Annotated in this window: 20 protein-coding genes and 5 pseudogenes; 18 read left to right on the top strand and 7 right to left on the bottom strand. The window is 70.4% G+C overall.

Annotated elements, in window-relative coordinates:
* Positions 1-192 (top strand): annotated as a pseudogene (locus tag ACFYZ8_RS33110) (TetR/AcrR family transcriptional regulator); the annotation flags it as partial.
* 300 nt (positions 193-492) lie between these two features.
* Here the strand turns inward: ACFYZ8_RS33110 and ACFYZ8_RS33105 are convergent.
* Positions 493-636: a hypothetical protein gene (locus ACFYZ8_RS33105; protein ID WP_388539091.1), complete on the bottom strand. Its 144-nt coding sequence runs from the start codon at positions 634-636 to the stop codon at positions 493-495.
* 279 nt (positions 637-915) lie between these two features.
* Between ACFYZ8_RS33105 and ACFYZ8_RS33100 the strand changes: the two genes are divergently transcribed.
* Positions 916-1,932 carry an NAD(P)/FAD-dependent oxidoreductase gene (locus ACFYZ8_RS33100; RefSeq protein WP_388539112.1) on the top strand — a complete coding sequence of 339 codons (1,017 nt, stop codon included), beginning with the start codon at positions 916-918 and terminating at the stop codon, positions 1,930-1,932.
* A 249-nt stretch (positions 1,933-2,181) separates the two neighbouring features.
* Positions 2,182-3,420 (top strand): FAD-dependent monooxygenase, encoded by a 1,239-nt coding sequence (locus tag ACFYZ8_RS33095; RefSeq protein WP_359040593.1) that lies wholly within the window; start codon positions 2,182-2,184, stop codon positions 3,418-3,420.
* A gap of 139 nt (positions 3,421-3,559) precedes the next feature.
* Here the strand turns inward: ACFYZ8_RS33095 and ACFYZ8_RS33090 are convergent, their stop codons facing one another.
* The 3 genes from ACFYZ8_RS33090 to ACFYZ8_RS33080 are packed head-to-tail and all read right to left on the bottom strand — an operon-like array spanning position 3,560 to position 4,122.
* Complete coding sequence (locus ACFYZ8_RS33090) at positions 3,560-3,763, bottom strand: hypothetical protein (RefSeq protein WP_389050174.1); 204 nt, start codon at positions 3,761-3,763, stop codon at positions 3,560-3,562.
* A complete protein-coding gene (locus ACFYZ8_RS33085; protein ID WP_388539085.1) occupies positions 3,760-3,903 on the bottom strand; it encodes a hypothetical protein in 144 nt (47 codons plus the stop codon). Before ACFYZ8_RS33085 ends, ACFYZ8_RS33090 begins: the two co-directional genes overlap by 4 nt.
* Positions 3,904-3,939: 36 nt before the next feature.
* On the bottom strand, positions 3,940-4,122 hold the full coding sequence (locus ACFYZ8_RS33080; RefSeq protein ID WP_388539082.1) for a hypothetical protein: 183 nt from the start codon (positions 4,120-4,122) through the stop codon (positions 3,940-3,942).
* 436 nt (positions 4,123-4,558) lie between these two features.
* Between ACFYZ8_RS33080 and ACFYZ8_RS33075 the strand changes: the two genes are divergently transcribed.
* From ACFYZ8_RS33075 to ACFYZ8_RS33045, 7 genes and pseudogenes are all read left to right on the top strand, one after another.
* A complete protein-coding gene (locus tag ACFYZ8_RS33075; RefSeq protein ID WP_359040589.1) occupies positions 4,559-5,506 on the top strand; it encodes an alpha/beta fold hydrolase in 948 nt (315 codons plus the stop codon).
* 290 nt (positions 5,507-5,796) lie between these two features.
* Positions 5,797-6,804 carry an NAD(P)H-binding protein gene (locus tag ACFYZ8_RS33070; RefSeq protein ID WP_388539080.1) on the top strand — a complete coding sequence of 336 codons (1,008 nt, stop codon included), beginning with the start codon at positions 5,797-5,799 and terminating at the stop codon, positions 6,802-6,804.
* A 124-nt stretch (positions 6,805-6,928) separates the two neighbouring features.
* A pseudogene (locus ACFYZ8_RS33065) lies at positions 6,929-7,167 on the top strand (GH32 C-terminal domain-containing protein); the annotation flags it as partial.
* 242 nt (positions 7,168-7,409) lie between these two features.
* Positions 7,410-8,060 carry a TetR/AcrR family transcriptional regulator gene (locus tag ACFYZ8_RS33060; protein WP_388539077.1) on the top strand — a complete coding sequence of 217 codons (651 nt, stop codon included), beginning with the start codon at positions 7,410-7,412 and terminating at the stop codon, positions 8,058-8,060.
* A gap of 205 nt (positions 8,061-8,265) precedes the next feature.
* The gene (locus ACFYZ8_RS33055; protein WP_388539110.1) at positions 8,266-8,406 is read left to right on the top strand and encodes a MerR family transcriptional regulator; all 141 of its coding nucleotides are present in this window, start codon (positions 8,266-8,268) and stop codon (positions 8,404-8,406) included.
* Positions 8,407-8,608: 202 nt separating this feature from the next.
* Positions 8,609-8,845, top strand: coding sequence for a DNA-processing protein DprA (locus ACFYZ8_RS33050; RefSeq protein WP_388539107.1), 237 nt, complete (start codon positions 8,609-8,611; stop codon positions 8,843-8,845).
* Between the two features lie 11 nt (positions 8,846-8,856).
* The gene (locus ACFYZ8_RS33045) at positions 8,857-8,982 is read left to right on the top strand and encodes a hypothetical protein (RefSeq protein ID WP_359040250.1); all 126 of its coding nucleotides are present in this window, start codon (positions 8,857-8,859) and stop codon (positions 8,980-8,982) included.
* Between the two features lie 252 nt (positions 8,983-9,234).
* Here the strand turns inward: ACFYZ8_RS33045 and ACFYZ8_RS33040 are convergent, their stop codons facing one another.
* On the bottom strand, positions 9,235-9,942 hold the full coding sequence (locus ACFYZ8_RS33040; RefSeq protein WP_388539074.1) for a CBS domain-containing protein: 708 nt from the start codon (positions 9,940-9,942) through the stop codon (positions 9,235-9,237).
* Positions 9,943-9,981: 39 nt separating this feature from the next.
* A complete protein-coding gene (locus ACFYZ8_RS33035) occupies positions 9,982-10,446 on the bottom strand; it encodes a cyclic nucleotide-binding domain-containing protein (protein ID WP_359040246.1) in 465 nt (154 codons plus the stop codon).
* 32 nt (positions 10,447-10,478) lie between these two features.
* On the opposite strand from ACFYZ8_RS33035, the gene ACFYZ8_RS33030 reads away from it, so the two are divergent.
* Together ACFYZ8_RS33030 and ACFYZ8_RS33025 are read left to right on the top strand one after the other, a co-directional pair.
* On the top strand, positions 10,479-10,742 hold the full coding sequence (locus ACFYZ8_RS33030; RefSeq protein ID WP_389050173.1) for a hypothetical protein: 264 nt from the start codon (positions 10,479-10,481) through the stop codon (positions 10,740-10,742).
* Positions 10,743-10,778: 36 nt separating this feature from the next.
* Positions 10,779-10,976: pseudogene (locus ACFYZ8_RS33025) on the top strand (pyruvate formate-lyase 1-activating enzyme); the annotation flags it as partial.
* Between the two features lie 85 nt (positions 10,977-11,061).
* Here the strand turns inward: ACFYZ8_RS33025 and ACFYZ8_RS33020 are convergent.
* The gene (locus ACFYZ8_RS33020) at positions 11,062-12,780 is read right to left on the bottom strand and encodes a SulP family inorganic anion transporter (protein ID WP_388539069.1); all 1,719 of its coding nucleotides are present in this window, start codon (positions 12,778-12,780) and stop codon (positions 11,062-11,064) included.
* Positions 12,781-13,016: 236 nt separating this feature from the next.
* Between ACFYZ8_RS33020 and ACFYZ8_RS33015 the strand changes: the two genes are divergently transcribed.
* From ACFYZ8_RS33015 to ACFYZ8_RS32990, 6 genes and pseudogenes are all read left to right on the top strand, one after another.
* Positions 13,017-13,592: a DoxX family membrane protein gene (locus ACFYZ8_RS33015; protein WP_389050171.1), complete on the top strand. Its 576-nt coding sequence runs from the start codon at positions 13,017-13,019 to the stop codon at positions 13,590-13,592.
* A gap of 164 nt (positions 13,593-13,756) precedes the next feature.
* Complete coding sequence (locus ACFYZ8_RS33010) at positions 13,757-14,662, top strand: universal stress protein (RefSeq protein WP_388539064.1); 906 nt, start codon at positions 13,757-13,759, stop codon at positions 14,660-14,662.
* 25 nt (positions 14,663-14,687) lie between these two features.
* Entirely contained in the window at positions 14,688-15,710 is a 1,023-nt protein-coding gene (locus ACFYZ8_RS33005; RefSeq protein WP_388539061.1) for a zinc-dependent alcohol dehydrogenase, read from the top strand.
* Positions 15,711-15,715: 5 nt separating this feature from the next.
* Positions 15,716-16,582 carry a universal stress protein gene (locus tag ACFYZ8_RS33000; protein ID WP_388539058.1) on the top strand — a complete coding sequence of 289 codons (867 nt, stop codon included), beginning with the start codon at positions 15,716-15,718 and terminating at the stop codon, positions 16,580-16,582.
* A 103-nt stretch (positions 16,583-16,685) separates the two neighbouring features.
* A pseudogene (locus tag ACFYZ8_RS32995) lies at positions 16,686-17,240 on the top strand (phosphoketolase); the annotation flags it as partial.
* 30 nt (positions 17,241-17,270) lie between these two features.
* Positions 17,271-18,068, top strand: a pseudogene (locus tag ACFYZ8_RS32990) (type I glyceraldehyde-3-phosphate dehydrogenase).
* Positions 18,069-18,163 lie beyond the last annotated feature (95 nt).

Below are 18,163 nucleotides of genomic sequence, written 5' to 3'. Positions count from 1 at the left end.
GCCGACTGCCTACGAGCGGCCCAGCGCAACGGCGACATCGACCCCGACGCGGACCCCGACGACCTCGCCTACCTCCTGCTGACCATCATCCGCGGGAGCGACATCGTCGGCGCATACGGCCACAGCCCCGACCGCCTGACCTCGATCGCGGAAAGCGCATTCGCACTCCTGCCCCGCCCCCGCCACCCCTGACAAGGACACGGCCGGCCCCGTCGCACAGGCATCGTCCCCGACGGCGGTCACTTCCCGCACATCGAGGCCCCCGAGGCGGTCGCGAAACGGATCGCGGCATGGGCCGAGTAGCGGATCACTCGACCCTCGCGGCTCCGGGATGGGGCGGATCTCCGCCCGGTGACCGGCGTGCAACCTTCAACCCGGTCGGTCAGAACCGTCAGATGAACGCTGCTCGTCGATGAAGGCCACTATCAGCCGTTGCGGGGGTCGAGCTCCCCGGCGAAGAATGTTGTAGCCGCCTTCAGGATCGCCACGTCCTCACGCAGCCGGCGGATCTCCTCGTTCCAGTCGTTGTGGCGCCGGGGCGCTCAGGCCGAGATTGACGGTGGAGAGGCGCCCGGGGTCACGATCGAGGAAGCCGGACGGCTCGGGCCTCAGCTCGGGATCCACCTTCTTCGGCATGACATGCATCCTTCCAGCTCAGAAAGACGCGGCCCAAGCCGACCGCACTTGACAACTCAGTACAGAACCGCCTAGGTTTCTGACTGTTCAGTACATAACCGTCCTGAGCTCACCGGACAGGCTGCGTGCACGCCTGGCGCCTCACCGTCCCGTCGCTCTACCTGTACGGGGCCATCCCGGCGCAGGGCACTTCCCGTGAACGGCTGACCCCCTCCAACCAACCACCCGGAACTCGAAGGGCTGACCGAAACCATGACGGACAAGGAAAGGCAGGAGGCCATGGCTGTGGCGACTCCTCCGTACGTGAGCGACGCACTGGCCGAGGAAACCGTCGACGCGGTGGTGATCGGCGGGGGCGCCGCGGGGCTGAACGGCGCACTGATCCTCGCCCGCTCCCGCCGCTCGGTCGTCGTGATCGACAGCGGCTCCCCGCGCAACGCACCCGCCGAGGCCGTGCACGGCCTGCTCGCCCTGGACGGCACCCCGCCGTCCGAGATCCTTCGACTGGGCCGGGAGCAGGTGCGCCAGTACGGCGGACGCGTCGTTAACGGCGAGGTGGTCTCGGCCGAGCCCGCCGCCCCGTCGGCGGACGGGGACCTGCGCTTCACCGTCACCCTGGCCGACGGCCGCCACATCACCGCCCGCCGCATCCTGATCGCCACCGGCCTCACGGACGTACTCCCCGAGGTACCCGGACTCGCCGAGCACTGGGGACACAGTGTGGTGCACTGCCCGTACTGCCACGGCTGGGAGGTGCGCGACGAGCCCATCGGCGTCCTCGCCACCGGACCGGTCTCCATCAACCACGCGTATCTGTTCCGTCAGCTGACCGAGGACCTGACCTACTTCACCCACGGCACCGACCTGGACGAGGACAGCCGCGCCCGCTTCGCCGCCCGCGGCATCCGCGTCATCGACACCCCGGTCACCGAGGTCGTCAACGACGCCGACGGTGCCCTCGCCGGGGTGCGCCTGGCCGACGGCCAGGTCGTGGCCCGTCGCGTCGTCGCCGTCGCCGCGCCGATGAAGGCCCGCACAAAGGGCCTGGAAGGTCTGGGCCTGCCGGTGCAGGACCTGCCGAAGGGCCGTGGTTTCGCCTCCGGCATGGCCGGCGCCACCGAGGTGCCGGGTGTGTGGGTGGCCGGCAACGCCACCGATCTGGTCGCCCAGGTCGGGGCCTCCGCAGCGGCCGGCGCACTGGCCGGCGCCGACATCAACAGCACACTGGCCACCGCCGACACCGACGCGGCCCTCCACGCCATCGCCGAGGCAAGCCCCGAAGCGGCCACTCGATGATCTCGAAGCCCTGAGATCCCAGCCCGTCACCCGCTCGCCCCACCTTCGCCGGCGAGGAAACCGACCTGTTCTCCCATCTGGAAGCTGATCAGTTTCCAGACGGTTCTCAGTCATGCCCGGCAAGCAAGCAGCAGGAGCGTCCCACCGAGGTCAACGCCCCCTTCTCGACCTCCTCGCCCGCCTCGACGACTCCACAGCCTCGGCTTCCCGAACGGCCGACCCACCCCCCACAAGATGAAGGACACGGCAATGTCGGAGCGCAATCCCATGGACAAGAACACGACAGCGCGACAGCGGGCCCTGGTGGTCGGCCTCGGGATCAGCGGGATCGCCTCCGCGCTGCGACTGCATCGCGCGGGCTGGGACGTGGTGGTGCTGGAGAAGGCCCCCGAGCGGCGCCGCGGCGGATACTTCATCGCCCTGTTCGGGACCGGGGTCGCCGCCGCCGAACGGCTGGGCATCGCCGATGCGGTGCCCAATCGCTTCGCTCCGGAAAGCGTGAGCTACGACGTCGACCGCACGGGCCGGCGCCGCCGCGGTCTGGGCTACGCCGATGTGTTCGGCGGGTCTCGAATGGTACTGCGGGGCGACGTCGAAGACGCGGCTTTCACCGCCCTGCCCGACGAGGTCGAGATCCGGTACTCGACCGTGCCGACCGCGCTGGACCAGTACCTCGACGGGGTGGACGTCGAGATCCGCGACCTGACGACGGAGACGACGACCGTCGAACGGTTCGACCTGGTGGTCGGGGCAGACGGACTGCGCTCGACGGTGCGCCGGCTTGCGTTCGAGCCCGAGCAGAGCCCGATCCGTCGGCTGAACTACATGATCGCCGTGTACAGACTGCCCGAGCAGATACCCGGCTACCGCCCACAGGACGGGCTGAGCATGACCGAGGCGGGCCGATCGGTATGGGTGTTCCCGTTCGCCGACCGTACGCCGTCGGTGCTGTTCTCCTACCGCACCGACGACGTGGACGCCGAGTTCACCCGGCCGGCCATCGACTCGCTGCGCGCCGCCTACGGCCCCGAGCCCACCGGCTCCACGCTCGGTTGGCTGCTCGACCAGTTCGAGAAGGCCCCGGACCACCTGTTCGACTCCGCCGAGCAGGTGCACCTCGACCACTGGCACCGCGGCCGGGTCGTGCTCGTCGGCGACGCCGCGTGGTGCCTGACCGTTTACTCCGCCATGGGGGCATCCACCGGCCTGGCCGGGGCGGACCTGCTCGGCACCATGCTGGAACGCCACCCGCACGACGTGCCACGAGCGCTGCAGGACTGGGAGGACCACCTGCGCCCGTTCATCGAACACCACCTCGGCAGCGGTGTGAGCCAGCGCAGTTTCTTCACCCCGGGCAACCGCGCCGAGTTGCTGCTTCGGTCCGTGATGATCCGCCTCGGCCGGCTGCCGATCGCCGGCCGGCTGCTCGCCAGGACGAGGGCCAAGAGTGCGCAGATGAAAGGTCTGGATATCGCCGCCGCAGCGTGAGTGGAGTTCCTCGAATACGAGCGGGAGAACGAGGTCGTCTGGGCCCGCAACTTCGTCGACGAATGCTCGGACGCAGGTTGCGGGGATGGCCGGGAGAGGCATGTACCGGAGAGCAGGCTGTTAGCCGCTGCATCGGGGTTCACCCGAGCTGCTTGTTCCACGCGTTGCAGCAGCCGCGGTCGACGAGCCTGGTCCAGTCTGCGTCGAGGGTGGCGACTACCGTGGTCTGGCTGCGGGGGCCGCATCGGCTGCACGCGATCCCGGTCTTGCGGTCGAGGCGGTGGAGCTGCAGCGGGCCCTGGGCGGGTTCAGAGCGCACGACGCGGTGGGCGAGGCGGGTCATCGGCGCCGCGGCGTGGTCGTGGAATCGCCGCCACCGAGTCTGCCGCGGACGACGAAGGAGCCGGGTCCGATGCTGGTGCGTGCGTTGTTGAGGAACGAACGCAGCCGGCCGGTGTATGCGTCGTGCAGTTCGCTGGCCATGCCTGTAAGGCGAGCAGCCACAGCACAGAGCACAGATCAGCCGCGGGCGGGCCTGGGTAGCCGCAGCGGCCGGTAGCCGTCGGTGTCCAGCTTGGCCGACTCGCCGTCGATGTCCACCGAGTGAGTTCCGTAAAAGTTGACGTCGGCGTGGTGGCTGGGCCAGATGTGCGCCACCAGCTCATCGTCGATGGGCCGGCCGGCACGACGCAGCGCGGTCACCGTCAGGCCGTAATAACTCGGTGCTTCAGGTAAGGATCGCGTTGGTGGCCGACAGTACGCCGTGTTTGCCGTCGAACGCGGCGTAGAGGCTGCCGCGGCCCAGGCCGGTGGCGGCGGGGCCGAAGCTTCGTGGTCTGGCCACGCGTCGAAGGTAAAGCCGACCCACCCTTCTTGACAACCCAGTACAGAACCGCCTAGGTTCCTTACCGTTCAGTCCATAACGGTCCTGAGCTCACCGAACAGGCTTGGTCCGGGCGTGCAGGACCGGATGCCGCGCAGGCGGCTTGGACGTTGAACTCATGACGTTCAGGGCGTCGCACGCAGCTCGGCGCAAGAGCGAGCCAGCCGATGAAGGCCGCTTCAGAACCAAATGCTTCGGAGGAGCTCATGACCGCGGTCAGTACGTACAACACCGCACCGGAAGGCACGATGTCCCGTGATTGCCGCTGACGAGACGTTCGACGGCACGTGGCCGTATCCCGCCCGCTTCAACGAGGCGGCCGGCTTCCGCCAGCACTACGTCGACGAGGGCCCCGAGCAGCCCGGTCAGACGATCGTCATGCTGCACGGCGAGCCCACGTGGGGCTACGAGTGGCGCCACCTGATCGGGCCGCTGTCACGTCACCATCGGGTGGTCGTTCCCGACCACATGGGCTTCGGCAAGAGCGAGACGCCGCAGGACCGCACGTACGACGCGAGCGAACACATCCTGAATCTCGAATCGTTGCTCGTCGACACGCTCGACCTCACGGACATCACCCTGGTGGTCCGTGACTGGGGCGGCCCCATCGGCACCGGGTTCGCGCTGCGTCACCCCGACCGGATCTCCCGGATCTTCGCGGTGAACACCGTGCTGCCCCTCTCGGACGACATGGCCCCCCTGATGAAGGGCAACGCCGACGAGAGCCGATGGTTCCAGTGGGCCCGGTCGGCGCTCTCGGACGGTTCGTTCGAGCAGATCCTCGGAAACGCGGGTCGCACCATCGCCCACCTGATGATCGACCTGCAGCATGTCGCCCGGCCTGAGATCGCCACGCCGACCTGGATCCGCGCGTACTCCAGCCCCTTCCCCACTCCGGCCGAGTGCCGCGGCGTCATCGCCTTCCCCCGGCAGGTCCTGGAGGGCCCGCAGGGCACCCCGCCCGGCCCGCCGCCCATGGAAGCCGTCGCCGCGCTGCGCGCCGTACCGGCGATGCTGGCGGTCGGGATGCGCGACACCGCACTGCTGCCCGAGTACGTGATTCCGTCGTTCAAGCTCAGCTACCCCGACGCACCCGTGGTCGAGATCCCGGGCGCCGGTCACTTCCCGACCGAGGACGCTCCCGAGACGCTGCTGGCACTGCTGGAGCTGTTCCTGCAGACGACGCCCGGCGCGCGTACCTGAACCCTCAATGCCGAACGGGCAGCTCCGCGCGCGCGAAGCCGCCCGTTCACCGTGCGGCAGGTCGTGGCTACGCAGCCGAGCCGCCGCCGGGACGACGGTGCCAGGCCACGACACTCCGTCGTCGACGGCTTTCCGTCGTCCTCCGACTACGCCTCACCCAATCAGTTTCCAGACGGCTTTCAGTCATGCCCGGCCGGCAGGCGGCAGGAGCGTAGCGCCGAGGTCAACGCCACCCTCCTCGGCTTCCTGAACTGCCGACCCACCCCCCCCACGAGATGAAGGACACAACAATGACGGAACGCAATCCCATTCTGATCACCGGCGCCGGCGGCCAGGTCGGTGGCGTGAGCAGGGTGATGGTCGACATGCTGCTCGAACAGGGCCACCCGGTGCGCGCGTTCGTGCGACGGGATGACGAACGCGCACAGTCGCTGCGCGAGGCCGGGGCCGAGGTCTTCGTCGGGGACCTGCTCAAACTCGCGGACGTGGCCGCCGCGTTGAAGGGTGTCAAGCGCATCTACTTCAGCATGAGCGCGGCGCCGTACTACGCCGATGCCCTCACCCTGATGGCCGCGGCGGCGCGAGCCCAGGGCGACATCGAGGCCTTCGTGCACCTGTCCAACTACGAGCAGTCGTACATGACACTCGAGAAGATGACCACGGCGGATGAGGAGCGGCGTTCTTGGCTCGGCGGACTGGTCACGGACTGGTCACCGCAGCAGCGGGCGCACTGGGTCTGCGAGCGGGTGCTGGACTGGTCCGGCCTCCCGACCGTCAACGTGCGTGCGACCATGTTCGCCGAGTCCCCCCACCTGACCTGGATGCTCCTGGGCTCGCTGAGCAACGGTGAACTGCGCCTGCCCTACGGCAACCAGCGGCTCGCGCCCATCGCCGTTCACGACCTGGCAGAGGTCTGCGTGAAGATACTGGTCGACCCCGCACCGCACATCTCGAAGTCCTACGCGCTCACCGGCCCGGAGCTGAAGGACATGTACGGGTTCGCCGAGGACTACGCAGCCGCGCTGGGACGCCAGGTCGTCTACATCCCTGAGGAAGTGGAGGCCTGGAGCGAGGCCTTCATTGACGAGACCGTCCTGCAGGAGGCCCTGGGCGATCCGGCTGCGGCCCGGCACGTGGCGGCGCACCTGAGGATCCAGACCAGGCTGGTCGCCGGCGGGCGGTACGACGTCCTCTCCGACCAACTGGAAACCCTGCTCGGGCGCCCACCGCGGACCGTGCGGTGGGCGCTGGAGAACAACACTCGCCTGCGCGAACTGGCGGGCGCTCCGAAGCACTGAGCGCTCCGGAGCAAAACATGACGCCACACCGGAGTCCCCAGCCTGAGGGGTGGCTCTCAGGCGTCGGGGCGGGCGAACAACGGGTGCTGTCAACGAGCGGCGAACCAGGTGACAAGTAACCCCTGACTACGCCTTCGTCAACCGCGGTTACACCTCCGCCCCGATGCCTCGGGCCGCTGGCAGCAGAGCCGGACGCCCTTCGACCTGTCCGCCCGCACGGTCCGCGTGCGCGTCCTCGTCGACCGCACGTGCGTCGAGATGTTCGTCGACGACGGCCGTTACGCGCACTCGACCGTGGTCTTCCCCGACCCGTCCGACACCGGGCCGGCCCTGCTCACCATCGACGGGCAGGCAGTGTTCCGGCCGGTGCGATGGCCGCGTCGGACGAGAGCCCCGGCGCCCGGCGCGCCGGGGCTCTCGTCGAGGAACAAGCGCGAGGGCCTCACCGGGCGCGCTCGGTTCCGCTTCGGCCGAGCTTCGGGGCCATGAGGTGGGGCGGGTCCCGCGTGAGGCAGCGGCCGCTGGGGCGTGATACGGGGGCTTCGGCTCGGCGTGACAAAATGAGGGGGGCCGTTCGTCCGTCCTTTGATGCTGCGAGGTTCTTCGTGAGCAAGCCCGTGGGCCGCGAGCCGCTGCGCCGTAACGCGCGGTCCAACCGGGCGCGCATCCTGGCCACGGCCCGTGAGGAGCTGGGGCGGAACCCCGATGTCACGCTGGAGGAGGTGGCGCGGGCGGCCGGGGTCGTCCGGCGCACCCTTTTCGGGCATTTCCCGGGGCGGGCGGCGCTGTTGGAGGCGCTCGCCGAGGAAGCCGCCGAGACGTTTCGGAACGCGATGGAGGCGGGGCCGGAGCCGGGGGAGTCGGCCGAGCGGGCGTTGGCGTGGTTCGTGCTCCGGCTGTGGCGGGTGGGCGACCGCTACCGCATGCTGGTGGCGCTCACCCGGCGGGACCTCGGCTCCGAGCGCTTCGCCGAGGTGCTCGCTCCGGCCCGGGAGGCTGTCATCGGGATCCTGAAGCGCGGGCAGCGGGACGGCGTCTTCCACTCCCATCTGTCGCCGCCCGTGCAGAGCGCAGGTCTGATGGCGTTGATCGTGGCTCTGGTGGAGTCCGTCAACACCGGCGCGCTGGAGGACGACGGGCACCGGATCGCCACGGCCACCCTCATCGCGGCCGGTGTGCCGGAGGATCGGGCGAGCGCGGTGGTCGAGGAGGTCGCGTCGGCGATGGCTACGGCTCTCCCGGCCCACGGCACCTGATTTCTCTCCGGCCGACCCGTTCGACGAGGTGTCCCGGGCGTCGTCGCGGCGGAAGGTGGACCGACCTGCCGGAGAAGTGGGCGGTGAGGCCCTGCTTTGTGGTGGTGACCGAGCGCAGTCGGAGGCCGTCGGGGATGTTCCGCGGCGCGATCGGCTCGGCGAAGACCTCAACATGAAGTCAAGCGGAGACAAAGGCGTGAGCGCGATGAACATCGGCGCTCTCGCGGCACGGTTCGGTCTCGCCACGCACGTCCTGCGGCATTGGGAGTCGATGGGTCTGCTGCATCCCGTACGGGACGCAGGCGGACGCCGCCGCTACGGCGCGGACGACCTCACCCGGCCTTGACATCATCAGAAGCCTGTTCACGACCGTCGAGCCCTCTGCCCGGCACGAGATCCTGCGTGCCGAGGCCGAAGAGCTCCGATCGAGGATCGCCGCCACCCGGATCTCATTGGAGCTCGTCGAGGGTGTCCTGAACTGCGAGCACGAGGACGTCACCCAGTGCCCGAACTGCTGGCGGCTCATCGCCGAGCAGGTCGGCTCCCGAGTGCCGGCGCACGGGCGAGCGCGAGACAGCGGACTGGCTGCCGGAATCGACACCGCCGCCCATGGAACGGCTCTCGCTGTCGGAGGCCGGACGGTCGCCGTCATCGGTACGGGCCTGCGCCGCTCATACCCTGCGCCGAATGCTCGTCTGCAACAGGAGATCGCTGAGAGAGGGCTGGTCATTTCCCAGTTGAGCGGATACAGCCTGGCCACGGTCGTGGTCGCCGCGTCTTCCTGATGCGTTCTCCCATGACGCATGAATGGGCGCGCGAGTACGCCACCAGACCGAACACGAGCGTCATCGACACGGCAGACGACGTCTTCGACGTCCTCGATTCCCTCGTCCCCACCACGGGCGAGTTGACCTGGGCATAGTCGGCGGCCTCGGGTGACAACGGTCGTCGGTGGCGGACGGGCTGCGGGTTCCCGTGATGCACCAGGGCCGACCGGCCCCGCTCGGCGTCGAAACGTGCCCTCACCGGCCCCGTGCGCATCTCCTGATGGCCCCTGCTGCCAGAGGGGTCGACCGATGTGACCGTGGGGCGCGGGTGGCTCACCGAGCATCCACCTCCGCGTACCGCACATCCTCCGGACACCTGACGGCTGTGGGTACGGCCAGGTCTCGAATCACCGAGCGGGAGCGGATTTCCCCGGCTCTGCGGCCTGGGCGTCCGGGGAACCGGCGGACTGCTCACGGCCGGCCAGCTCGAATTCCACGTCCACCACGCCCTCCACAGCACGTACCAGACGGGCGGCCACGGGGATCAGGGACGTGTCCCGGACGCGCCCGGCGAGCTTCACCACGCCGTCGTGCACCCGGACTCGGATCGCCGAGCCCGGCGGGGGGAAGAGGTAGGCCACCACCTCGCGGCGGACCTCCTCCTCGATCTCCTCGTCACCACGCAGGAACACCTTGAGCAGATCGGCCCTGCTGACGATGCCCTCCAGCATGCCCAGCTCGTTCACGACCGGCAGCCGCTTGACCCTGGAGTGCGCCATGGTCCGGGCGGCCTGGGCAAGGGTGGCGTCCGGGCGGGTGGTGAGCGCCGGGGAGGTCATCAGTTCCTCCGCGGTGACCGCGCCGGCCTTCGCCAGGTCGGACAGGCGGCGCAGCTGCGTGTAGCGGTCGGGGTCGCTGTCGCGGAACTCCTCCTTGGGCAGGAGGTCGGCCTCGGAGACGAGGCCGACCACGCGCCCCTCGCCCTCGAGCACGGGCAGGGCGCTGACTCTCCAGTCCTGCATCAGCCGCACGATCTCGGTGAAGGTGGCCTTGCGGCCGACGGCGGCGACCGTGTGGGTCATGACGTCGCTGACGATGTGCGGGGTGCCGTGCATGGTGGCTCCCTCTCGTGTCGCTCAGGCCCGTGTGAGCGGTCAGACGTGGCTGCCCGCGCCGTACGGGGCGTACAGGTCCAGCAATCGCGTACGGGCGGAGCGCAGGCGGTGGGCCAGCACACCACCGACCCACTGGGCGACGGCGTTGCCCATGGCCGGGTCCTCCTGGCACATCAGGCGAACGGCCGTGGCGTCGAACTCGTACGCCCGTACCGGGGTCGTCGCCTCGGCTCCCAAGTGCCAGACATGGGGGGTGAACAGCCAGGACCACCCGACGAGCTCGTTGTGCCGGAGCGTCTCGATGACGGCCGCGCGGCGACCGGGCACGTGCATGTCGAGCTCGACGGTGCCGGTGCGCACGATCCAGAACCGGTCGGCCCTGCCGCCTTCCTCGAACAGGCGCGCCCCTTGCGGGAAGGAGACCTCGCGGGCGACGCGCATGAGCCGGTGCCGGTGCTCGGCCGGCAGGGCGCGCAGCATGCTGGGCGTGGGGGTGGTGATCATGGCGTGCCTCCCGACGGGATGTAGGAACGGCCATGCCCAGCGTCCGTCCGACGCCGGGCGGCAGACCATGGGCCACCCGGTCCATGGGCCGGGCCACTCGGCTCCGGCAAGGGGACCTGCGGCACGCTGCGGCCACGCCGACTCGGCTGTTCCATGAGGGTGTGGTGAGTGCCGCGCTCGACACGCTGGTCGTACGGCTCCAGGAGCGCCGTCGGCAGCGTCGGCAGACCGACGACCGCACGGCCACGGCGCCTCACTGGGCCGACCGGCCGCGCCGGACCCTGGTGCACCACTGAACCGAGTGGTGCCAAGGGCGGAGGCCACCGCCAGCCTACCGGCGTCTTACCGGCGGTGAACTCACGCCCACCCTGAACTTCGCCAACCGTCTCGACCGGCTCGGTGTCCGGATGTGGATCAGGTACGTTCTGGTGCCCGGCTGGACGGACGACTCGGAGTCCGTGGAGCCGACCCCGGCACGGGATGCGGTCGAGCGGGTACGGGCGAGGTTCCGCGCGCATGGCTTGATGGCCTGCCGAACGGGTGTGAAGCGGTCGGTCAGGTGGCGAGCCGCACCGGTCAGGGCCTGCGGAGGGAAACGAGCCCCCGCGACAAGGGCTAACCGGTGTTGGCCGTGAGCCAGTGACGGTACGCCGCCACTGCCGTCGGCAGGGTCGGGAAGATCAGATCCGGACCCACGGAGTCCGCCAGGCCGTACGCCTCCAGGTCGTCCAGGAGGTCCTGCTTGACCCGGGCCAGGGCGAACACGACGCCACGGCCGGTGAGTTCACGGCGGAGTGCGTCGACCGCGTCGAGGGCGGTGATGTCGACCTCGACGTTGGCCTCGGTGTTGAGGACGAACCAGCGGACGGGGGCGGTCTGTTCGTCGACGGCGGCGAGGGCGCGGCGGTGGAAGTCGGCCGCGTTGGCGAAGAACAGTGGCGAGTCATAGCGGTAGACCAGTAGGCCGGGGATCGTGCGGGCCTGCGGGTAGTCGTCGACGTCGTGCATGCCGGCGACCCCGGGCACCACTCCCTCGACGGCGTCGTGCGGGCGCGCCACTCGGGTCAGCAGCTCGGCCACCGACAGACCGACGGCGACGAGCACGCCGTAGAGGATGTCCAGGGCGAGCACGCCGGCCAGGCAGCCGAGGGCGAGCAGGAGTTCGCGGCGGCGGAAGGACGCGAGGCGCCGGAAACCCGCGAGGTCGATCATGCGGACGGCGGCGTAGACGACGAGCGCGCCCAGTACGGCGGACGGTGTGCGGCTGAGCAGCGGACTGAGGAAGAGCAGGACCGCGAGGACCGCGGCCCCGGCGACCAGGGAGTACGCCTGGCTGCGGCCGCCCGCCGAGGAGGCGAGTGCGGTGCGGCTGGCGCTGCTGCTGACAGGGAAGCCGTGCAGGACACCGGAGCCGAGGTTGGCCGCGCCCAGTGCCAGGAACTCCTGGTTGGCGTCCAGCTCGGGGCCGTCGTCGCCCTGTCCGGTGAACGCCCGCGCGGTGAGGATGAAGTCGGTGTAGGCGACGATGAGCACCCCCAGCGCGGGCAGTACGAGTCGGGGCAGCTCGCCCGGATCCGGCCACGCGAGGGTGGGCAGGCCCGACGGGACCTCGCCGATCACCTTGACGCCGTACCGCTCGTCGAGGTCGAGGGAGACCACGGCGACCGTGGTGAGGACCACGGCAAGGAGCGGGCCGGGCACGGCACGGACGTATCGCGACACCGTGAACAGGAACGCGAGCACGGCGGCGGAGAGGGCGACGGTGGCCGTGTGCGCGCCGGCCACGTGCCGTACGAAGGACCAGAGTTGGGGGAAGAACTCCGAGCCGGTCGTCTGCACGCCGGTGAGCTTGGGCAGTTGGTCGACCATCATGATCAGAGCCACGCCCGTCAGGTACCCGATCAGGACCGGTCGGGAGAGCAGGTCCGCGAGGAAGCCGAGCCGTACGGCCCGTGCCAGCAGGCACAGCAGTCCGACCGTGACGGCGAGCGTGGCCGCCAGGGCGGCGTAGCGCGCCGGACTGCCGGCGGCCAGCGGGGCGACCACGGTGGCGGTCATCAGCGCGGTCGTGGACTCGGGACCGACGGAGAGCAGGCGCGAGGAGCCGAAGAGCGCGTACAGAGCGAGGGCGGGCAGGATCGCCCACAGCCCGGCGACCGGCGGGAGCCCTGCCACCCCCGCGTACGCCATGACCTGAGGCACCAGGTACGCGGCCACGGTGACACCGGCCAGCAGATCGCCCCTCAGCCAGGTGCGCCGGTATCCGAGGAGGGCGACGGCTCCGGGCACGAGGTCACGCCACCCAGGAGCTTTTCTGTCCGCGTCCCGCGACATGCGCCGCCCTTCTCCGTTCGATCGGTCTCAGGATCCCCCGACAGGCACCCCCTCGCGACAGATGAGCCTCGCCTGTCGCGTCGAAGGCCGAGCATGCACCCCAACGGCCCCTGAGCACAGGGCCGTTCAGCCCTGCACCCGCGGACCTTCGGCATCCGCCGGCCACCGCCGCACGAGACGGCAGTGAGGGGCGACAGACACCGAACGGACTCACCCTCCTTGAAGGGATCACCACCATGGCCGTGCACGAGCACCCTCACCGGAGCTCCGGCTTCCACCTGCCGTCCTTCCGCAGGAACCGGACCGCCTCCGCATCCGAGTCCGCCGTGTCGGCACTCAGCGCCACGCGCACCGCGCAGGCCTACGTCCTCGCGTCCCTGCGCCTGCTCACCGGGTTCGTCTTCCTGTGGGCCTTCCTCGACAAGACCTTCGGCTTCGGCTACGCGACCCGGTCCGGCAAGGGCTGGATCGACGGCGGCTCACCGACCTGGGCCGGGGACCCGTGGGCGGACTGGCTGTTCATGCTCGGTCTGCTCGGGATCGGTGTCGCGCTCATCGCCGGTGTGGCGATGCGGTTCGCGGCCGTGGCCGGCACCGCGATGATGGCGCTGATGTGGGTCGCCGAGTGGCCGCCCGCCCAGCACCTCTCCGACGGCTCACCGAGCATGTCGACGAACCCCTTCGCCGGCTACCACCTCGTCTACGCGGTCGTCCTGATCGCCCTGGCCGCCGCCTCTGCCGGCGACACCTTCGGCCTCGGCAAGTTCTGCGCCAGGCTCCCGCTGGTCCGCCACAGCCGCCGGCTGCGGTGACAGCGGGAGGCGCGGCGGGCCCCATCAAGGGCAAGCGAGGGTCCGCCGCGCCAAGGCGGGCCTGGGCCGGTCGGCCCGTGGCAGGGACCTGCGGCCCCTGCCACGGGCCTCATCCGAAGACGAAGCTCGAATTGGGAAAACCCCCGATTCAGGAGGTGGAGATCATGACCCGCACCGTCACCGTCGGTCTCGACGGCTCGAGTGAGAGCCGCGCGGCGGCCGAGTGGGCGGCCCGCGAGGCACAGTTGCTCGGACTGCCACTGAAGCTGGTGCATGTCTGGGAGCCGGTGCCGGCCCCCATGGCACAGGCGCCGCTTCTGGGCGCCGAGACCCATCAGCACTGGGCCGAGAGGATTCCCCGCGAGGCGGCCGAAGGTGTCCGTCTGCGCCACCCGGGCCTCGACGTCGCCACCGAGCAGCTGTCCGGCCATCCCGCCGACACGCTGGCGGACGCGGCGAAGGACGCCGAGCTGCTGGTGCTGGGCTCGCGCGGTCTGAGCGGGATCGGTGGATTCATGGTCGGCTCCGTCGCTCTGTCGGCCGTGGCCCACGCCGAACGGCCGGTCGTCCTGGTCCGGGCCGGTGAGCAGGCCGCCGACGAGCACGAGATGGACCCGGCCGGCATCCCGTCCGCCGCCACCCCGTTCCGGCCCGTCGTCCTCGGCCTCGACGTCGAGAGCCCGGACGAGGAGCTGATCGAGTTCGCGTTCGCGGCCGCCGCCCGCCGGAGCACCTCCCTGCGGGTGGTCCACGCCTGGAACCCGCCGCCGTACTACGCCTATGGGCTCTCCGTCGACCTGGAACTCCACGGAGAACTGGCCCGGCGCGAGGCCACCACCCTGGCGGAGGTCCTGCGGCCGTGGCACAAGAAGTTCCCGGACGTCGAGGTCACCGAGGAGTCCTCCTACGGCAGCCCCGGCAACCACCTCGTCGACGCCTCCCGTGAGGCCTCCCTGGTCGTGGTGGGCCGCCGGATCCGCCGCGCCGCGCTCGGCGCCCACATCGGCCCCGTCACCCACGCCGTCCTGCACCACTCCACCGCGCCCGTCGCTGTCGTCCCGCACAACTGACGTAGAAGATCTGAGGAGTTGAACCATGAAGGCAGCGGTCGTACGAGCCTTCGGCGAGCCCCTGGTCATCGAGGAACGCCCCGACCCCGAACCCGGCCCCGGCCAGGTCCGGGTCCGTGTCGAAGCCTCCGGGCTCTGCCACACCGACATCCACGCCGCCCGCGGCGACTGGCCCGTCAAGCCGAACCCGCCCTTCGTGCCCGGCCACGAGGGCGTGGGCCTGGTCGAAAAGCTCGGCGCGGGGGTCGCCCACCTGTCCGTCGGACAGCGGGTCGCCGTGCCCTGGCTGGGCAAGGCCTGCGGGCGGTGCGAGCACTGCCTGTCCGGCTGGGAGACGCTGTGCGAGCGGCAGATCAACACCGGCTACGGCTGCGACGGCGGCTACGCCGAGAAGATGCTGGCCTGGGCCGACTTCGCCCAGCCGGTGCCGCACGGCGTCACCGCCGTCGACGCCGCCCCGCTGACCTGCGCCGGCGTGACCACGTACAAGGCCCTGAAGGTGGCCGGCGTGCGGCCCACGCAACTCGTCGCGATCTCCGGCGTCGGCGGACTCGGGCACCTCGCGGTGCAGTACGCGAAGATCGCCGGAGCGCAGGTCGCGGCGATCGACGTCACCGACGAGAAGCTCGAACTCGCCGCCGAACTCGGCGCGGACCTGGTGATCGACGCCCGCAAGGACGACGTGGGCGAGGCCCTCAAGCGGTACGGCGGAGCCCACGCGGCGATCGCCCTGGCCGTGAACGAGGAGGCGTTCACCGCGGTCAACTCCGGGCTGCGGCGCGGTGGCAAGCTCGTCATGGTCGCTCTGCCCGCGCACGGCACGATCCAGGTCCCGATCTTCGACACGGTCCTGAACGGCACGAGCGTGATCGGTTCGATCGTGGGCACCCGGCAGGACCTCGCAGAGGTCTTTCAGCTGCACGCGGCCGGCCGCACCCGGGTCATCTCCGAGACCCGCCCGCTCGCCTCCGTGAACGAGTCCATCGAGGACGTGCTGCGCGGGCAGGTCAGGGCCAGGATCGTCTTCGATCTCGGTGCGGGGCGGTGAGCACGATGTCGAAGGATCTCCCGGTGGTCGTCGGTGTCGACGGCTCCGAGCCGAGTCTGCGGGCCGTCGACTGGGCGTCCGACGAGGCCGTCCTCCGGAGCGTGCCGCTGCGGATCGTGAACGCCTGCCTGTGGGAACGCTACGAGGGGGCCGCTCTCGCCCACGACCTCGGCAAGCCCGCCGGAGGGGTGCTGCCGCAGGACATCGTCCGGGATGCCGTCCGGCGCGCCGGCACCCGCCACCCGGACCTGAAGGTGACCTCGGAGGTCGTCTTCGAGGAGCCCGAGTACGCGCTGGTCCGCGAGAGCCGCAACGCCTGCGCACTGGTGACCGGCACCCGCGGCCGCGGCGGCATGACCGAGGCCCTGCTGGGCTCCGTGAGCCTGACCGTGGCCGGGCACGCGCACTGCCCGGTGATCGTCGTCCGGGGCAGCCACGACAACCAGGCCCGGTCCGGACGGCACGGCCGCATCGTCGTCGGGGTGGGCGAGAGGACGACCCTGGGCTTCGCCTTCGAGGAGGCGCGGCGGCGCGCGGTGCCGGTGGAAGCCGTACGGGCCTGGCGGTGCCCCGCGCACGAGAGCACCGACCACCCGCTGCTCGCCGGAGAGCCCGCCCGGCTGCACGCACAGCAGGCCGTCGAGGCCCTGGACCTGGCACTCCAGGACGCCCCCGCCGATGTCGAACTGCGCCGGCGCACCGTCGAGGGTCCCGCCCGGACCGTGCTGGTGGAGGCCTCGCACCACGCCGACCTCCTGATCCTCGGGGCCAGGCGCCATCCACGCCAGTTCGGGCTCCAACTGGGCCGGGTGGCCCATGGGGTACTGCACCACTCCGCCTGCCCGGTCGCGATCGTGCCCGAACAGGCCTGAGCGCGGCGGCCCGCTGCTCGGAGACGCGCTGCCAACGCCACCGTCCCGATCACCCGTACCGATGACTTCCGGAGCCACTCATGCCCAAGGCCGAGCCCCTGAAGCCGCGATCTGGGACTGGGCGGGTACGGAGAACGGCGGCGAACCGGACGTGGTGCTCGCCTGCGCCGGCGACGTGCCCACCCAGGAGGTGCTGGCCGCCGCGCAGTTGCTGCGTCGCCACCTGCCGCAGCTCGCCGTCCGTGTGGTCAACGTCGTCGACATGACCAGGCTGCTGCCGCGTTAGGAACACCCGCACGGGATGAGCGACTTCGAGTACGACGGGCTGTTCACCACCGACAAGCCGGTCATCTTCGCCTACCACGGCTACCCCTGGCTCATCCACCGCCTCGCGTACCGCCGCACCGGTCACGCCAACCTGCACGTACGCGGCTACAAGGAGTCCGGCACCACGACCACACCCTTCGACATGGTCGTCCGCAACGACCTCGACCGCTACCGCCTCGTCATGGACGTCATCGACCGCGTCCCCGGACTCGCCGTCCGCGCCGCCGCCGTACGACAGGAGATGGCCGACGCCCGCACCCGGCACCACGCCTGGATCCGCGAACACGGCACCGACCTGCCCGAGGTCGCCGACTGGACCTGGAGCGCCTGAAAGCCGCTTCCCGCAAAGGAGTTCACCGCCATGACCGTACGGGTCGGCATCAACGGCTTCGGTCGCATCGGCCGCTCCTGTCTCCGCGCGGCACTCGACCGCGCCGAAGCGGGCACCCAGGACGTCGAGGTGGTCGCCATCAACGACATCACCTCGCCCGCCACCCTGGCCCACCTCCTGGAGTACGACTCCACGTTCGGACACATCGGACGCGAGGTCCTCCACGACGACAGCTCGATCACCGTCGACGGCAGGCGCATCGCCGTCAGCGCCGAACGCGATCCGGCCGCCCTGCACCTGAAGGCCGGCGCTCACACCGTGCTGCTGTCCGCGCCCGGCAAGAACGCGGACGCCACCATCGTGATGGGCGTCAACGACACGACGTACGACCGCAGCCAGGACCGGATCGTTCGGCCGCCTCCTGCACCACCAACTGCGTCGCCCCGATGGTGAAGGTGCTGCACGAGGTCTTCGGCATCGACCGCGGCATGATGACCACCATCCACGGCTACACCAACGACCAGGCCCTGATCGACGGCCCGCACAAGGACCTGCGCCGGGCCCGCTCGGCGGCGCTGAGCATCATCCCGACCAGTACGGGCGCCGCGCGCGCCGTCGGGCTCGTGCTGCCGGAGCTGGCCGGGGCGCTGGACGGGATCGCGGTCCGTGTTCCGGTCGAGGACGGTTCCCTCACCGACCTCGCCGATCTTCGACCCGGCTCTCACCCAGGCCAACGGCACGCTCGTCAAGGTCTTCGGCTGGTACGACAACGAGTGGGGCTACACCAACCGGCTGCTCGATCTCACGGCCCTCGTCGCCGACGACTGACACGTCCTGGAGGGGACGACCAGCGGAAACGTTGGGCCGACCGGCCCCCCGGAGCACCCCGGACAGCCCATGGGAACCGGCCACGATCCGCTGGA

The sequence above is a fragment of the Streptomyces sp. NPDC001668 genome (assembly GCF_042893155.1).
Taxonomy (GTDB): Bacteria; Actinomycetota; Actinomycetes; order Streptomycetales; family Streptomycetaceae; genus Streptomyces.
Note: the sequence above shows the minus strand (reverse complement) of the source record. Positions and strands in the feature narration are given on the sequence as shown.

What these genes read in the sequence shown, in the direction of transcription:
- ACFYZ8_RS33105 (WP_388539091.1), bottom strand. Translation starts at nt 636, where the DNA reads ATGCCGAAGAAGGTGGATCCCGAGCTGAGGCCCGAGCCGTCCGGCTTC.
- ACFYZ8_RS33100 (WP_388539112.1), top strand. Translation starts at nt 916, where the DNA reads ATGGCTGTGGCGACTCCTCCGTACGTGAGCGACGCACTGGCCGAGGAA.
- ACFYZ8_RS33095 (WP_359040593.1), top strand. Translation starts at nt 2,182, where the DNA reads ATGTCGGAGCGCAATCCCATGGACAAGAACACGACAGCGCGACAGCGG.
- ACFYZ8_RS33090 (WP_389050174.1), bottom strand. Translation starts at nt 3,763, where the DNA reads ATGACCCGCCTCGCCCACCGCGTCGTGCGCTCTGAACCCGCCCAGGGC.
- ACFYZ8_RS33085 (WP_388539085.1), bottom strand. Translation starts at nt 3,903, where the DNA reads ATGGCCAGCGAACTGCACGACGCATACACCGGCCGGCTGCGTTCGTTC.
- ACFYZ8_RS33070 (WP_388539080.1), top strand. Translation starts at nt 5,797, where the DNA reads ATGACGGAACGCAATCCCATTCTGATCACCGGCGCCGGCGGCCAGGTC.
- ACFYZ8_RS33055 (WP_388539110.1), top strand. Translation starts at nt 8,266, where the DNA reads ATGAACATCGGCGCTCTCGCGGCACGGTTCGGTCTCGCCACGCACGTC.
- ACFYZ8_RS33045 (WP_359040250.1), top strand. Translation starts at nt 8,857, where the DNA reads ATGACGCATGAATGGGCGCGCGAGTACGCCACCAGACCGAACACGAGC.
- ACFYZ8_RS33040 (WP_388539074.1), bottom strand. Translation starts at nt 9,942, where the DNA reads ATGCACGGCACCCCGCACATCGTCAGCGACGTCATGACCCACACGGTC.
- ACFYZ8_RS33035 (WP_359040246.1), bottom strand. Translation starts at nt 10,446, where the DNA reads ATGATCACCACCCCCACGCCCAGCATGCTGCGCGCCCTGCCGGCCGAG.
- ACFYZ8_RS33030 (WP_389050173.1), top strand. Translation starts at nt 10,479, where the DNA reads ATGCCCAGCGTCCGTCCGACGCCGGGCGGCAGACCATGGGCCACCCGG.
- ACFYZ8_RS33020 (WP_388539069.1), bottom strand. Translation starts at nt 12,780, where the DNA reads ATGTCGCGGGACGCGGACAGAAAAGCTCCTGGGTGGCGTGACCTCGTG.
- ACFYZ8_RS33015 (WP_389050171.1), top strand. Translation starts at nt 13,017, where the DNA reads ATGGCCGTGCACGAGCACCCTCACCGGAGCTCCGGCTTCCACCTGCCG.
- ACFYZ8_RS33010 (WP_388539064.1), top strand. Translation starts at nt 13,757, where the DNA reads ATGACCCGCACCGTCACCGTCGGTCTCGACGGCTCGAGTGAGAGCCGC.
- ACFYZ8_RS33005 (WP_388539061.1), top strand. Translation starts at nt 14,688, where the DNA reads ATGAAGGCAGCGGTCGTACGAGCCTTCGGCGAGCCCCTGGTCATCGAG.
- ACFYZ8_RS33000 (WP_388539058.1), top strand. Translation starts at nt 15,716, where the DNA reads ATGTCGAAGGATCTCCCGGTGGTCGTCGGTGTCGACGGCTCCGAGCCG.